Below are 13,583 nucleotides of genomic sequence, written 5' to 3'. Positions count from 1 at the left end.
CTATTATTAAATGAGCCGGCCCCTTACTTTGACTCAGGCATATATCCTGATAAAAATCACTATTTTTTAGTTATTGACCGGGATTTTGGCGTCTTTGCCGGAGCTGTTCGATTAATTGTTCTCTGCGGGTTTGCGGAGTTTTCTGCTGCTCTTGTGCTTTTTCCTGCTCTTTTTTCTGTTTCTGGCTTTCAAGAAAAGCTTCTGATTTCGCCTGCATGTCTTTGACTAAAGCGATCAGCATTTCTTTTTCTTCATCAGGTATTTCCCGTAATTTATCTTTTGTCACGCCGTGTTTTTTGAAGACATTGCTGACAAGCACTTTTAAAAGCGGGTCCACTTCTGGTAGATTTTCGAGTTCTTTTTTGATTTTTTCGTTGTCTGCCATTTGTTCTCACCTCTATTTTAAAAAATTTGAATAGAAAGAGTTAAAGGATGTCTAGTTCAGCAAAAAGTACATTTAATAATTGAAACAAAATTTGTACAAAGGCCATGATATCGTCTGCTGTCAGTGTGATTTTGACATTGCGGCTGTTCAGAACTTGAATGACGGTCCTCTTTTTTATTTGGCAATCATCCAGGATCAGCAGTTCGGTTACCATTTGGTCGGCTGTGTCTTCATCTGCGATTACGAGCTGTGTCGCGAGGATAATCGCCGCAGTAACTGAGGCTTGTATAGAAAGAGCGGCCGTTATATGTGTTGTATCTACTGTGACATTTTCGCAATCAATCACTTCGATCTTCTGCTCGAATTCGTTGGATAATTGTTCGAATATTTGTGGTTGCAGTGTTTCAACATTTTCTTCAAACGACATAACCTTCACTCCTTTCTCATTCATACTTTATATAATGCAAATGAAACGCCGAGCGGAATAAGAAAAACAACTAAACCGCACCTATTTTTTTCCCGGACAAGGTGCGATTCATGAAGAACAGGGTTTTCGCATATATATTATGAGGTCAAGTTTTAAAAAGGAGTGAACAGGTGGTTATCAATTGGCTTTCATTTATTCTGTTATCGTTTGCCGTTTTTCGGCTGGCCAGGCTTTTCGTATTTGACACCATAATGGCGCCGCTCCGGAGCCTTTTTCACGAGGAAAAAACAGAAACCGCACCAGACGGCACGACAGAAACCTATATTGTCATAAAAGGCAAAGGCATCAGGGCTTTTATCGGTGAACTGCTCAGCTGTTACTGGTGTACGGGCGTATGGTGCGCCGCCTTTTTAATTGCGGCGCAGATTGTGATTCCCGAGGCTGCGCAATGGCTGATTTTACTTTTAGCCATAGCCGGGGCAGCGGGGATCATTGAAGCTGCGGTTTCGCGTCTTCTCCAGGAATAAGGCGGTTCCATCAGCAACTTACCATTATTTTCTGCATAAAATGGTATATATGACATAAGGAAAGGAAGGATCAACATGAATCAATCAAGCAAACCTTCCCAAAAAACTCCATACAAATCCACTGAGTACCAGCCTTACGAAAAAAAAATTAAAAAGAAAGGCTGCGGCTGCGGCCAAAAGAAAAAACCGAGATAGCCGTTTTCTAAAAAAACCGGGGATTCCGGTTTTTTTGTTTTTTGCCGAACACCGGTCCCTGTTCCGCATAGATCATAGGAGGAGGGGATGTTATGAATATATTTGAAGCATTGATCAATGGAAAATACCGCAGACACAATCAAAATCAGCGGGAGTATAACAAACATATCTTATCTATTGAAAAGCAGCTGTCAGAGTTTGATGAAGCCGGTTTGCGCTTCGAGGAATGGATAGATGTGTTTGCCGCTGAAACCGAAGCCAAACTGAAGAAAAATGAGCATTCTCAATAAAATGAAATGAAATCCGCACCGGCCCTATGCATTTATCCAAGCCAAACAAGTCTCATCACATAGAGTATAGAGAGTAAAGGAGGTGCTTAAGTATGGGATTCGGATATGGCGGATTCGGAGGCGGCTACGGCTGCGGCGGATACGGTGGCGGCTATGTCGGAGGCGGTTACGGCTCAACATTTGTTCTTGTTGTCGTATTGTTCATCCTCTTGATCATTGTCGGTGCATCCTTTTTCGGCTAAACCTTAGCTAGACCCAGGATAAGCGCGGGATCGTTCCCGTGCTTGCCTGATGTATGAAAACGGGGTATGCGGAATTTCCCGTTGTCTTACGGGCACATGTTCCGCCCTTTGTTCATACAATATCGTATTACTCCACAAAAAGGAGGCACAACATGGATAATCAATTTTTTAAAAATATTGAGAAGAAAACAGGCGTCAGCATGAAGGATGTCATGAACCTCGCGGGATCATTGCAAAATGCAAATTTCAAAGATGAAAACACGGTGAGAGGTGTCATTCAGAAGGTATCCCAGCTGGCTAACAAACGTGTACCGAAAGAATTGGAAGACAAAATCGTTCAATCAATTACAAGCGGTAAAGAGAAACTTGATTTTGGCACCATTTCTAAAATGATGGACAAAAAATAGGCGTCAGCCGGCCTTATTGAAGGCCTTTTTATGTGAGAAGAACCCGGCAGTGATCTGCCGGGTTCTTTATATTCTGAGTGCACTCCGTCTGTCCGTCCGAAGAAGAGGCTCGAGAAATCTTGAACTGCGCGCTGTTTTCCCCCGTCTGTTCGCGGGACATGATACATATAAATGCTGCATGGCCCTTGTCATTGCGACGTACAGAAGCCGTCTTTCTTCTTCGAGCGGAGCGGGATCGCCCTGTCTCGCCGTCTCAAGCGCGAAGTCATGGGGGATCGAGCCGTCAGCCGCGCCTAAAATATAGACCGTATTGAATTCAAGACCTTTTGAGCGGTGAATGGTCATCAGTTCGACGCCGTTTTCATCGGTTTTCAGATTCTCGGCGGCGCGCATATGATCGACATGCGCCAGAAAATCCGGAATGGTTTTAAATTTTTTGGCGGCCACTTTGACATCCCGGAGATCATCAGAGCCTTTTTCCAGCTTGTTTCCTTCATTGCCCCGTTTTTTTAAATACTCGGAAAAGCCCATTTTGCTTTCGGCGAAGGTGATGGCTTCAACGGGCTTCATTGTCCGGATGCTGGCGAAAAACGGAACGATCTGCTTGATTTTCCCTATTTGAAACGGCTTCAGGTCAGGAAGTTTCGTCAGCGCCTTAATCATCGTGCAATCTTCTGTGATTGACAGCGCCTTTAGCGTTTGCAGGGCGGATTGCTTTAAAAATAAGGCCGAAAGCAGATCTTTCACTGCATCCGTATCATCCTCGTTCTGGCTCGCGTATAAGTAGGCGAGGATCTGCCGGACGATTCTGCGGCTGTAAAACGTCTGTACGCCCCTGTCGGCATGGTAAGGGATTGATGATTGATGCAGTCTTTCATAAATGGCCCGCCCGGCGCTGTTTGTCCGGTAAAGCACGGCAAAATCGCCGGGGCTCGCTCCGTTTTGAATTTTCTCTTTTATATCCGAAACGATCATGGTTGCTTCTTCTTCCTCATCGTAAGGATAAAACATCACGGGATCGTGAGCGCCGTCTTTGATGGCAGAAAGTGTTTTTTCATACCGTTTTTTATTTTTCTTTACGACGGTATGAGCACTTGAGACGATCGGATGCGGCGAGCGGTAATTTGCCGTTAAGTAAATGGTTGTTGCTGCCGGATAGTCTTTCTGAAAATCAAGGATGAAAGACGGGCTGCTTCCGCGGAACGCATAAATGGATTGGTCGTCATCCCCCACGCAGCACAGGTTATTCTCTGGGCTTGCGATCAGCTGCATAATTTTATACTGTACAGGATTAATATCTTGAAACTCATCAATCAAAATATGAGAAAATCTGTTTTGATACTGTGCGAGAATATCAGGCCGGCTTTTTAACAGCTCATAACAGCCTTGGGCCATGTCATCAAAATCAAACTGGCGATTTTCCCGCTTTTGCCGTTCATAATGTTCATAGAGCCTGTATACTTTTTTCTCCCAGTCATCCGCAAGCGGAATTGTCTCATGGGGGAGGTACGTGTTTTTCCAGCAGCCGATAAGCTGAAGCGCCTGGTCGACGGGAAACTCTTTTTCATCCAAATGTTCTTCATAGAGCGCCTTTTTTACATATTGCTCTCTCTGCCATTCCATTTTTAGAAGCTGGCTGCCGTTCCATTTTGAAGAATCAAAATGATAGAGTATTTTATAGAAAAAGCTGTGGAATGTTCCCGTCACGAGACGGGAGACTTTGCCGGCTGCCAGCCCGTACTCAGTCGCCATCCGCTCTTTCATTTCGGCGACGGCTTTTGTCGTAAAGGTCACAAGCAGCATGTTCTCAGGTGAAATGCCGAGATGTTCAATCATATGGGCGGCGCGGGCTGTCAGCACCCTCGTTTTTCCGCTTCCCGCTCCGGCGAGCACCAGCAGGGGCCCGTCGGTTTCTGTGACTGCCCGCATCTGTTCACGGTTCAGTCCGATACCGGGAAACAAAGATGTATCAGCTGCTTCAGATATTGGTGAAAACGGCTCGGCTGCAGGCACCTTTTTCGGGCTTTTCCATTCTGAGACGATCGGTTTCGGATTCTCTGAAATCGCTTTTCCTTTCGGCAGGCGGAACATGCCGGCTTCCTTATACTCTTCCTTTTCCTTCTCCGCTTTTGGCTCCTTGGCCGCGCATGCTTTTTCACAGGCGGTAAAGTCTCCCTTTTGCCGGTGATAAAATGCCGGCTGCTCTAAAATCGAAAGCCGCATGAAGACGGGCTGGTCACAATGTGCGCAAAAAATATTTCCTTTCTGAGCTTCTTCAAAAAGGAATTGGTAATGTTCTCTAGAATATGTATGTAAATGTATCGTTCGGTTATTCAGTCGGGCGCATTTCAAAAAGGGGTCCTCCCATTAAAAGGTGTTCATCCATTTGATAGACAAAGAATATCATAACAAAAGAACCGCGTTTCAAAAAGTAAGATTAAGGGAAATGAAAAGCTGAAGGGGAGGGGTACATATGATTTATGCAGGACGGATTCAAAACCAGCAGTATACTCAATACGCAAACCGGACAGCGGGTTATAGGCCTGATTACGCCGGCATTACGAAAGCGGCCGCCCTCGCCAATGACAGGATGTACAGAGAGGTGGAGCGCCGCCAGGAAAACACCGCAGCCGCAGAAAAGAACGTACATGAGGAAAAACGTAAGCGCTCTCTTTCCCGTCTGCCGCAAATTATGGGAAAAGGCCGATTGATTAATCAATACGTGTGAAAAACCCGGAAAATATCCGGGTTTTTTTGAGTCGTATATATAAAAGGTGAAGAAGGAGATGATTTTTTTTTGAGAAGGTATACATTATTCATCGCGGGGTTGTTTTTATTCGGCCTCTTTATTGCCGGAATGAAACCGGCGCACGCATCGGCGGGCTCCGCAGCAAAAGATGTCACTCTCACACAGCTGGCGCCGCATGTTTGGATGCATACAAGCACCGGCATGGCAGACGGAAGTCCCGTCCCTGCGAACGGATTGCTCCTTGAGACGTCCAAAGGAATCGTACTGATTGATACGCCATGGAATGACAGTCTCACAGAGCAATTAATGACAAAAATAAAACAGCAGTTTCCCGGTAAAAAGATGACCGATGCCATTGTGACACACGCCCATGACGATCGCATCGGCGGGCTGAACACCCTGTATACATACGGCGTAAAGGTCCACAGCACGAAGCTGACCGCCGACTTCGCCCGGCAGCAGGGATATGACCGGCCGCTCGGAGATTTGAAAAACGTGACCAAGCTGCAGTTTGGCGATATGAAAATTGAAACGTTTTATCCGGGTAAAGGGCACACGGAAGACAATATGACTGTCTGGCTGCCTGAGGATAAGCTCTTATTCGGCGGATGCTTAATCAAGTCATTAGAAACAAAGGAAATCGTGCCTACTCCTGGGTTTTACCCGGACCACTGGCCGCGAGCCGTCCGCAAAGTGATGAAAAGATATCAAGATATCAGTATTGTCGTTCCGGGCCACGGCAGCCCGGGGGATGATCGTCTGCTGCCGCATACGATAAGCCTTCTGAAAGAAACGTAAAAAAGAAGACCGGCGCTCCCATTACGGAGTGCCGGCTTTTTTTATCTCTTCCTAATTTTTATAAAACTGAGGAAAGCAAGTGCAAGCGCCAAAACGGTATATCCCGCTATCGGCCAAACATGCTGATGAAATGAAGAATAATCTCCGGATATGACTTCCTGGGCCAGCTCGATCGAGTGGATAAACGGCAAGGCATAAGCAATATGTCTGAACGTCTCACCGAGCAGATTAACATCCATCCAAGCTCCGCCCAGAAATTGCACGAGTGTTATATAAATCGTTCCGATACCCGAAATTTGTTTGTCCGTAAACACAGCCCCTAAACATAAACCGAAGAAAACGGACATCATCGCAATCGGCAGCAGTACAGCGATACCGGCGAGAAGATTGATCCATTCGGCTGACAAACCGGCAGCCGCTGCTGCGGTAAAACAAATGACAATTTGTAAAACGGCCAGCGGCAGCATCGGCAGTGCATAACCGATAACATAATCGGCTGTTTTTAAAGGGGAAGCAAACAAACGGGTCAGAAGAGCGGTCTGTTTGTCTTTTGCGATCAGCAATGCAGAGAACATCGTAAGGAAAGCAAAGCCGAAAACAATGAGTCCGGGTGCTAAATGCTGGACTTTAAAGGTGTCAAGCGGCGCATTTTTCTCAATCGCCGTAAACAGAAACAATAGAATAACAGGCAGTGCGATTCCAAGGATGATAGATAGGGGATCACGAAAAATCTCTTTGCGGTTGCGTATGGCGAAATCAAGCATAAAGACCCGCCTCCCCGTCACAAATCGCTAAAAAGGCATCTTCAAATGTGGCTGAATGAGTTTGCTTTTTCAGAGCCTCTGCCGTACCCAGTGCTTTTAATGTCCCATTTTCTAAAATGCAAATACGGTCTGCCAGGGCTTCGGCCTCTTCTAAATAGTGTGTCGTTAAAATAATCGTCATGTCTCCCTTTAATGCCTCAAGATTTTTCCACAACTCGCGGCGTGAACGGACGTCCAGCCCTAATGTCGGCTCATCTAAGAAATAAATATCCGGCTTTGTAATCATACCCATGGCGATGCTGAGCCGGCGCTGCATTCCGCCTGATAATGTTTTTGTTTTTGCTCTTTCTTTCTCTTTTAATTGAAACAATTCAAGCATCTCATCCGTTCTTTTTTTTCCTTCTTTTTTTGGAATTCCGTAGACTCCGGCTATAAACTCTAAGTTTTCCCGTACTGTTAAATGAGGGGCAATGGCTGTTTCCTGCGGAGATATATTCATTTTCGGTTTAATTTTATCCAAATCAGTCAAAATGCTGAAGCCGAGCACTGATGCATCACCTTCATCCGGAGAAAGGAGGCCGCAAAGCATGCTGATTAATGTCGTTTTTCCAGCTCCGTTCTCACCGAGTAAAGCGAAAAATTCTCCTTTTTCAACTGAAAAATCAAGACGGTCAACGGCGGCGGTTTCTTTATAATGTTTCGTTAATTGCTTCAGCTCAATCGCGTGCATTTACTCATCCTCGCCATCTGCGTCAATTTGCTTTGCGTTTAAAATATCTTTTGCAAATTCGAAAAAGAGTTCTTGTTTAACAAGTGCGATACCCTGCTGGTCATCCCCGAGCATAAGCAGTGAGTCCCCGGGATTTATATCAAAAACATCTCTTGCTTCTTTAGGAATGACAATCTGGCCTTTTGTGCCAACTTTAACGGTCCCGAATATATGCTTTCCTTTAGGTGCTGTCATGTGTATCCCTCCGTTGTGTGAATTGTATTTTTTGTATGAATTGTAATACTTCGTATACTAAACATACATCAACCTTCCATAAAATTCAATAAAATTCATGAAAAAGTAATATTTTCATAAAAAAAGCACTCCTGCCATATCAGCAGGAGTGCTTTTGATTTTATCGTTTGTGTTCCTTTATCATTTCCAGGTGGGGGATGCCGGCATCGAGAAATTCTTCGCCGGATGTGACGCGGTACCCTTGTTTTTCATAAAACGGAACCGCCTGCGTCTGCGCATGTAAGATAAAGCTGCCGGCGCCCTGGGCGGCCGCCGCTTTTTCAAGCGCCTGCATCATGATGGCTCCGACACCGAGAGAGCGGTGGCTTTTCATCACGCAGATACGCTCTAATTTTCCGCGCCCGTCTTTCAAGCGCCATCTGCCGGCTCCGACCGGCTGACCGCCGTCATAAATGACAATATGCTCTGACGCGTCTTCGAATTGATCAATTTCCTCTTCTTCCGGAACGTGCTGCTCTTTAACAAAGACCTCTTTTCTGACGAAAAAAGCGTCGTTCAGATGTTTTTCAGTTTTTGCAACGATGGCTTCCAAACAGTTATTCTCCTCCGCCTAATAAAAATGTTTCGTACACAGTCCATGAGCCGTTATCCAGCTGATACAGCAGGTGAAAACGGTCGATGACTTCTTCGTGGGAAATGTCCTGCATTTTCAGCTGTCCGAGTACGTCGGAATGTTCATCTGACGACAGCTTCTGGCCGACCGTGACATGCGGAACGAAGCTGTATTCCGGCTTACCGGACAATGCTCCTGAATAGCATTTCTCACTCAGAGTTTTTAATTCCTCCGTCGGCTCCGCTTTCATATATATCACATTATTCACAGGAGAAAACGAGCTGTATTTTGTGATCTTCAGAACGAGCGGATGCGACTCTTTCGCCGTCTGTCTCAGCTGTGATACGATCTGCTCGATTTCCTGTTCTGTCGCTTCAAACGGATCTCTTACCGTCAGATGCGGCGGTATGAGCGCGTAGCTCGGGTCGTAGCGTTTCCGGTACGAATTTGCGAGATCCTGTAATTTTTTTGATGGAAATAAAACAATACCGTATTTCATGAAAGTTCCCTCCTTAATGAATGGTTACAGCATTTTTTTCAGCGCCGGCGTGATGAGCGGCTGCCAGTATGTCCATTTATGATCCCCGTCAAAGGTTTCATACGTGTATTCAGACTGTTTGCTTTCCAGCAGCTGTTTGAGCTCTTCGTTCGGCGCGGTGAAATCAAGCACCTGGCCGTCCGTCGTGTGGACATCGGTTTCTTTTTCTCCGATTTGATGATAAACGGAAATCTGTTTGAGATCCTCCGACTGCCGGACGGCATCCAGCACGTGCCCGTCAACATACGGAGACTGCATGATGACGTTTCCAAACATGTTCGGATAGTCAATCGCCGTCATGAGCGAGACGGTTCCGCCGAGGGAATCCCCGATCATGGTGCGGCCGTATCCGACTTGATAAGTCGGATATTCTTTGTCGATAAAAGGAACGAGCTCATTTGCGATAAACCGTTTATATGAGGCGAACTTAGAGCCTTCGGGATGGTATGTGTTTCTTCGCTCCCGCACATTTTTATATGGGACGCCGATAATGATGCAGCGGTCAATTTCCCCTTTTGACATGAGCTCTTCCGCCTGCCGCCCGATCCTCCCTAATCTGAAATAATCATGGCCGTCCTGGGCGATGACCGTATGATATTTATACAGAGGGGAGTAAGTGTTGGGCAGGTAGACCAAAACGGTCATTTCTTCTTCAAGCTCATGAGAGAAAAGTTTTTTCTCATGAATGATTCCGGTTTTCGGTGCCACTTCGCATTCCTCCAGGCCGCTTCTTGTCTTGATGGTTTTTCCCTATTGTACCATGAATTATTAGAAATTTCTTTCTTCAGATGCACTTCTTGCGAGAGTTCAGAAAATTAAAAAGTTGTTGAAATCCATTTTATAGTGCGTTAATATAGAACAATCAGAAAATACAAAACAATATTCTTATCACGAGAGGTGGAGGGACTGGCCCTTTGAAACCTCAGCAACCGGTTTGCTTTGCCGCGGGAAGGCAAAGTGCCAAGGTGCTAAATCCAGCAAGCGATTCACATGCTTGGAAGATAAGAGGAAGAGAAAAGCTCCTTCTTCTTATGAAGAGGGAGCTTTTTTATTTTTGAAAAGGATGGTGCTTACTGATGACGCAGCATGTTGAAACAAAATTAGCCCAAATTGGAAATAGAAGCGAAGAAGCAACAGGAACGGTCAGTCCGCCGATTTATCTGTCCACCGCTTACCGACATAGAGGAATAGGAGAATCTACAGGTTTTGATTACGTGCGCACGAAAAACCCGACACGCCAGCTCGTTGAAGACGCTATCGCCGTGTTGGAAAACGGTGCGAGAGGCTTTGCTTTCAGCTCGGGAATGGCAGCCATTCAAACGATTATGGCTTTATTTAAAAGCGGGGATGAATTGATTGTATCCTCCGATTTATACGGAGGCACATACCGTTTGTTTGAAAATGAATGGAGAAAATACGGCTTAAGCTTTATTTACGATGATTTCAGCGATGAAGACTGTTTACGCTCCAAATTAACGGAAAACACGAAAGCGGTATTTGTTGAAACGCCTACAAACCCGTTAATGCAGGAGGCGGACATTGAAAAAATCGCCCGGATTACGAAAGAAGCCGGCCTGCTCTTGATTGTCGATAATACGTTTTATACCCCGGTCATCCAGCGCCCGCTTGAACTGGGAGCCGATATCGTCATTCACAGCGCCACAAAATATTTAGGCGGGCACAATGATCTCCTTGCCGGTCTTGCTGTCGTAAAGGATGAAGAGCTCGGCGACATCATGTTTAATCACCAAAATGCGATCGGAGCCGTTCTCCCGCCGTTTGATTCGTGGCTTTTAATGAGAGGGATGAAAACACTCGGGCTCAGAATGCGGCGTCATGAAGAAAACGCCCGTGAACTTGCAGAATTTTTAGAACAGGAAGAAGAAATCGCCGACGTGTTATATCCCGGAAGAGGCGGAATGCTTTCTTTCCGGCTGCAAAAAGAGGAATGGGTCAATCCATTTTTAAAGGCGCTGAAAACGATCTGTTTTGCAGAAAGTCTCGGCGGGGTGGAAAGCTTTATTACATACCCCGCGACACAGACGCACATGGACATTCCGGAAGATATCCGTATCGCAAACGGCGTCTGCAACCGCCTGCTGAGATTTTCAGTGGGAATTGAACATGCAGAAGATTTGAAGCGGGATGTAAAGCAGGCGTTACAGCAAGTAAAAGAGGGGGCCGTGTCATATGAGTAATCAAAATTGGACGCTGGAAACCCAGCTCGTGCACAATCCATTTAAAACTGACGGAGCTACAGGAGCCGTCAGCGTGCCGATTCAGCATGCTTCCACATTTCATCAGTCTTCCTTTGAAGAATTCGGGACATATGACTACAGCCGCTCAGGCACACCGACAAGAACAGCGCTTGAAGAAACGATCGCAGGTCTTGAAGGCGGAACGAGAGGTTTTGCTTTCAGCTCCGGAATGGCGGCGATTTCGACGGCGTTTCTGCTCTTATCCCAAGGCGACCATGTTCTTGTCACGGAGGATGTGTACGGCGGAACATTCCGCATGGTGACAGAAGTGCTGTCCCGTTTCGGAATCGAACACACTTTTGTCGATATGACGGACACAGAAGCGGTTGCCCGCGCCATCCGGCCGAATACGAAAGCCATCTATATGGAAACACCGTCAAACCCGACGCTCGGCATCACGGACATTAAAGCCGTCGTCGAGCTGGCAAAAGAACACGGCTGTCTGACATACCTTGACAACACTTTCATGACGCCTGCACTGCAGCGGCCGCTTGATCTCGGCGTAGATATCGTGCTTCACAGCGCGACGAAATTTTTAAGCGGCCACAGCGATGTGCTGTCAGGCCTTGCCGCCGTCAAGGATGAAGAGCTCGGCAATCAGCTGTATAAGCTGCAAAACTCATTTGGAGCGGTGCTCGGCGTACAGGACTGCTGGCTCGTATTGAGAGGCTTAAAAACGTTGCAGGTCAGACTGGAAAAAGCGAGCCGGACGGCTGAACGGCTGGCTGCCTTTTTTGACGGGCACCCCGCCGTCAAAAACGTTTATTATCCCGGCCTTGTCGGACACCCGGGAGCCGATACCCATAAACGGCAAGCAAGCGGAGCGGGCGCCGTCCTGTCCTTTGAACTGGAAAGCAAAGAAGCCGTCAAAAAGCTGGTCGAAAATGTATCTCTTCCGGTATTTGCGGTCAGCCTCGGCGCCGTTGAATCCATTCTCTCATACCCTGCAACTATGTCGCATGCCGCCATGCCGAAAGCGGAGAGGGAAAAACGCGGCATCACAGACGGCCTTCTGCGCCTGAGCGTCGGAGTCGAAAACGCCGAAGATTTAGAACGCGACTTCGAACAGGCATTGAAAAAAATAACTCCCGCCAAAGTCAGATTATAAATGAAAAGGGCGGCGCCAATTGAGCGCCGCCCCTTTTTTTATTTTTGATAAAAAAGTGTTGACGAACGGCTAAGCAGGATATATAATTATAAATGTCAGAGAGACAACAACATACCCAGCAACACATACATATCATGATTCCGTAGCTCAGCTGGGAGAGCGCTACCTTGACAGGGTAGAGGTCGCTGGTTCGAGCCCAGTCGGAATCATAGCCGAAACCCTTGCGTAGCAAGGGTTTTTTACTTTTTATTGAAACGGCTCTAGAGGCTTACATTATTCCAGTAAGAAGGGCAAGGAAATGGCATTGATAGCTATTATGCACTGAAAACCAAAAATTCGTCAGACCGTTCCTTATGAGTTCTCCAGATAGTAACTGCGGATCGAAAACAAAGTGAAACTTGAAGCGGTATTAAGGTAATAAAAAGGTCCCTTGAATTTCAAGGGACCTAAAGTTTTAATCATCACTCTTATACCTTTGGGGGATCTTGTCTCTCCAGTCGAGTATAAGTTTTTTGAATTTTTCTGTCTCCATGGAGCTTCTATCGTTTTCATTTTCTGTATAAAGGTGTTCTATGACTGTTTGATCTTCTTTTATATATGCAATGGTTGTATTTAGTTGAATCTCATATTCTTCAGAAGAACCATCCAATACGTCTTGAATCATTTTCAAGTATTCATCAGCTTCATCTACCGAAACAATGTCTTCAATGAAGTCAGAAAAGTATTCTAACCCTGCGGGGAGAACTACTCGTAAGTATCCTAAATGGTCTCTTTTACATTCAAATGAATATTCCATAATAAATTCAATCATTCCCTTGGTTTTTTATATAAAGGATATGCAGTAGCTATTGAGCCATCTTTATTAATATACATTTCTACATCAATCCCTGATGATGTTTTGCCGATATACTTATTATCTCGTACTTGTTTTTTGTTTTTGTAAGCTTCGGAAATTGTATTGTAAACTTTTATTCTATCCCATTCTTTTGGAAAGAAAGTTGACCTTGCTACTTTTTTTATTCCTTTTACTTCTACTTTAGCTCTATATACCCCATTTATATCAGGCACTTCTTCTGTTCCAGGTATTATATTGCCACCCATCATACTCTCATGATGATAACCTACAGCTTTATTTTTCCTATTAACTTCACCATGATATACGTGCTTTATCGTTTTCTTATTAATACCATTTGAATTGACAGATTGCCTGAGAACACTCTCTTTCTGCTCTTCAATAATACTTTTCAATAAAGGCGTATTCTTCACATTGTGAGTATTTTCAATATCCTGTGCTATTCCGGCAAGCGCGGGTTCGTAC

19 protein-coding genes, 1 tRNA gene and 1 riboswitch are annotated in these 13,583 nt (G+C 45.5%); of the genes, 9 read left to right on the top strand and 11 right to left on the bottom strand.

Translation table 11 applies throughout. From position 1 onward, the window contains the following. Positions 1-70 precede the first annotated feature (70 nt). Positions 71-385, bottom strand: a complete 315-nt coding sequence (locus Y79_RS0113735) for a hypothetical protein (protein WP_016938203.1) — start codon at positions 383-385, stop codon at positions 71-73. Positions 386-425: 40 nt separating this feature from the next. After that, positions 426-812 carry a spore coat protein gene (locus Y79_RS0113730; protein ID WP_016938202.1) on the bottom strand — a complete coding sequence of 129 codons (387 nt, stop codon included), beginning with the start codon at positions 810-812 and terminating at the stop codon, positions 426-428. Between the two features lie 170 nt (positions 813-982). On the opposite strand from Y79_RS0113730, the gene Y79_RS0113725 reads away from it, so the two are divergent. The 4 genes from Y79_RS0113725 (at position 983) to spoVIF (ending at position 2,473) form a co-directional block, all read left to right on the top strand. Continuing rightward, the gene (locus Y79_RS0113725; RefSeq protein ID WP_015388440.1) at positions 983-1,339 is read left to right on the top strand and encodes a DUF1360 domain-containing protein; all 357 of its coding nucleotides are present in this window, start codon (positions 983-985) and stop codon (positions 1,337-1,339) included. 287 nt (positions 1,340-1,626) lie between these two features. Then, positions 1,627-1,824, top strand: a complete 198-nt coding sequence (locus Y79_RS0113715) for a hypothetical protein (RefSeq protein WP_016938200.1) — start codon at positions 1,627-1,629, stop codon at positions 1,822-1,824. 92 nt (positions 1,825-1,916) lie between these two features. Continuing rightward, entirely contained in the window at positions 1,917-2,066 is a 150-nt protein-coding gene (locus tag Y79_RS01000000120170) for a YjcZ family sporulation protein (protein ID WP_016938199.1), read from the top strand. Positions 2,067-2,218: 152 nt separating this feature from the next. Then, positions 2,219-2,473, top strand: a complete 255-nt coding sequence (spoVIF, locus tag Y79_RS0113705; protein ID WP_016938198.1) for a sporulation-specific transcription regulator SpoVIF — start codon at positions 2,219-2,221, stop codon at positions 2,471-2,473. A 66-nt stretch (positions 2,474-2,539) separates the two neighbouring features. On the opposite strand, the gene Y79_RS0113700 is transcribed toward spoVIF, so the two are convergent. Continuing rightward, the gene (locus Y79_RS0113700) at positions 2,540-4,825 is read right to left on the bottom strand and encodes an ATP-dependent helicase (protein WP_016938197.1); all 2,286 of its coding nucleotides are present in this window, start codon (positions 4,823-4,825) and stop codon (positions 2,540-2,542) included. 121 nt (positions 4,826-4,946) lie between these two features. Between Y79_RS0113700 and Y79_RS0113695 the strand changes: the two genes are divergently transcribed. After that, complete coding sequence (locus tag Y79_RS0113695) at positions 4,947-5,201, top strand: hypothetical protein (RefSeq protein ID WP_016938196.1); 255 nt, start codon at positions 4,947-4,949, stop codon at positions 5,199-5,201. 129 nt (positions 5,202-5,330) lie between these two features. Beyond that, positions 5,331-6,020, top strand: a complete 690-nt coding sequence (bla, locus tag Y79_RS0113690) for a subclass B1 metallo-beta-lactamase (protein ID WP_415272844.1) — start codon at positions 5,331-5,333, stop codon at positions 6,018-6,020. A 41-nt stretch (positions 6,021-6,061) separates the two neighbouring features. Here the strand turns inward: bla and Y79_RS0113685 are convergent, their stop codons facing one another. From Y79_RS0113685 to Y79_RS0113660, 6 genes are all read right to left on the bottom strand, one after another. Beyond that, on the bottom strand, positions 6,062-6,784 hold the full coding sequence (locus tag Y79_RS0113685) for an ABC transporter permease (RefSeq protein ID WP_016938194.1): 723 nt from the start codon (positions 6,782-6,784) through the stop codon (positions 6,062-6,064). Then, the gene (locus Y79_RS0113680; RefSeq protein ID WP_016938193.1) at positions 6,777-7,514 is read right to left on the bottom strand and encodes an ABC transporter ATP-binding protein; all 738 of its coding nucleotides are present in this window, start codon (positions 7,512-7,514) and stop codon (positions 6,777-6,779) included. Before Y79_RS0113680 ends, Y79_RS0113685 begins: the two co-directional genes overlap by 8 nt. Continuing rightward, positions 7,515-7,748 (bottom strand): AbrB/MazE/SpoVT family DNA-binding domain-containing protein, encoded by a 234-nt coding sequence (locus Y79_RS0113675; RefSeq protein ID WP_016938192.1) that lies wholly within the window; start codon positions 7,746-7,748, stop codon positions 7,515-7,517. It abuts the gene before it with no gap. A 160-nt stretch (positions 7,749-7,908) separates the two neighbouring features. Beyond that, on the bottom strand, positions 7,909-8,340 hold the full coding sequence (locus Y79_RS0113670) for a GNAT family N-acetyltransferase (RefSeq protein WP_016938191.1): 432 nt from the start codon (positions 8,338-8,340) through the stop codon (positions 7,909-7,911). A gap of 4 nt (positions 8,341-8,344) precedes the next feature. Continuing rightward, entirely contained in the window at positions 8,345-8,860 is a 516-nt protein-coding gene (locus Y79_RS0113665) for a YjcG family protein (protein WP_016938190.1), read from the bottom strand. A gap of 24 nt (positions 8,861-8,884) precedes the next feature. Then, on the bottom strand, positions 8,885-9,607 hold the full coding sequence (locus Y79_RS0113660; RefSeq protein ID WP_016938189.1) for an esterase family protein: 723 nt from the start codon (positions 9,605-9,607) through the stop codon (positions 8,885-8,887). 174 nt (positions 9,608-9,781) lie between these two features. Then, positions 9,782-9,907: riboswitch (SAM riboswitch) on the top strand. Positions 9,908-9,975: 68 nt separating this feature from the next. On the opposite strand from Y79_RS0113660, the gene Y79_RS0113650 reads away from it, so the two are divergent. The 3 genes from Y79_RS0113650 (at position 9,976) to Y79_RS0113640 (ending at position 12,474) form a co-directional block, all read left to right on the top strand. Continuing rightward, entirely contained in the window at positions 9,976-11,097 is a 1,122-nt protein-coding gene (locus Y79_RS0113650) for a methionine biosynthesis PLP-dependent protein (protein ID WP_016938188.1), read from the top strand. Continuing rightward, entirely contained in the window at positions 11,090-12,265 is a 1,176-nt protein-coding gene (metC, locus tag Y79_RS0113645) for a cystathionine beta-lyase (RefSeq protein ID WP_016938187.1), read from the top strand. The genes Y79_RS0113650 and metC overlap by 8 nt, the downstream gene beginning before the upstream one ends. Before the next feature lie 136 nt (positions 12,266-12,401). Then, positions 12,402-12,474: transfer RNA gene (locus Y79_RS0113640), tRNA-Val, on the top strand. A gap of 245 nt (positions 12,475-12,719) precedes the next feature. Here Y79_RS0113640 and Y79_RS0113635 read toward each other — a convergent pair. After that, positions 12,720-13,076, bottom strand: a complete 357-nt coding sequence (locus Y79_RS0113635) for a hypothetical protein (RefSeq protein WP_016938186.1) — start codon at positions 13,074-13,076, stop codon at positions 12,720-12,722. Beyond that, a partial coding sequence (locus tag Y79_RS01000000120165) for an EndoU domain-containing protein (RefSeq protein WP_016938185.1) occupies positions 13,073-13,583 on the bottom strand: 511 nt, incomplete at its 5' end. The genes Y79_RS0113635 and Y79_RS01000000120165, both read right to left, overlap by 4 nt.

This window comes from Bacillus siamensis KCTC 13613, from assembly GCF_000262045.1.
GTDB lineage: Bacteria > Bacillota > Bacilli > Bacillales > Bacillaceae > Bacillus > Bacillus siamensis.
The sequence above is the reverse complement of the archived record's forward strand: the minus strand, read 5'-3'. Positions and strand labels throughout refer to the sequence as shown.

Coding starts and splice junctions, on each gene's coding strand:
- Y79_RS0113735 (WP_016938203.1), bottom strand. CDS start 385: ATGGCAGACAACGAAAAAATCAAAAAAGAACTCGAAAATCTACCAGAA.
- Y79_RS0113730 (WP_016938202.1), bottom strand. CDS start 812: ATGTCGTTTGAAGAAAATGTTGAAACACTGCAACCACAAATATTCGAA.
- Y79_RS0113715 (WP_016938200.1), top strand. CDS start 1,627: ATGAATATATTTGAAGCATTGATCAATGGAAAATACCGCAGACACAAT.
- Y79_RS01000000120170 (WP_016938199.1), top strand. CDS start 1,917: ATGGGATTCGGATATGGCGGATTCGGAGGCGGCTACGGCTGCGGCGGA.
- spoVIF (WP_016938198.1), top strand. CDS start 2,219: ATGGATAATCAATTTTTTAAAAATATTGAGAAGAAAACAGGCGTCAGC.
- Y79_RS0113695 (WP_016938196.1), top strand. CDS start 4,947: ATGATTTATGCAGGACGGATTCAAAACCAGCAGTATACTCAATACGCA.
- bla (WP_415272844.1), top strand. CDS start 5,331: ATGAAACCGGCGCACGCATCGGCGGGCTCCGCAGCAAAAGATGTCACT.
- Y79_RS0113685 (WP_016938194.1), bottom strand. CDS start 6,784: ATGCTTGATTTCGCCATACGCAACCGCAAAGAGATTTTTCGTGATCCC.
- Y79_RS0113680 (WP_016938193.1), bottom strand. CDS start 7,514: ATGCACGCGATTGAGCTGAAGCAATTAACGAAACATTATAAAGAAACC.
- Y79_RS0113675 (WP_016938192.1), bottom strand. CDS start 7,748: ATGACAGCACCTAAAGGAAAGCATATATTCGGGACCGTTAAAGTTGGC.
- Y79_RS0113665 (WP_016938190.1), bottom strand. CDS start 8,860: ATGAAATACGGTATTGTTTTATTTCCATCAAAAAAATTACAGGATCTC.
- Y79_RS0113650 (WP_016938188.1), top strand. CDS start 9,976: ATGACGCAGCATGTTGAAACAAAATTAGCCCAAATTGGAAATAGAAGC.
- metC (WP_016938187.1), top strand. CDS start 11,090: ATGAGTAATCAAAATTGGACGCTGGAAACCCAGCTCGTGCACAATCCA.
- Y79_RS0113635 (WP_016938186.1), bottom strand. CDS start 13,076: ATGATTGAATTTATTATGGAATATTCATTTGAATGTAAAAGAGACCAT.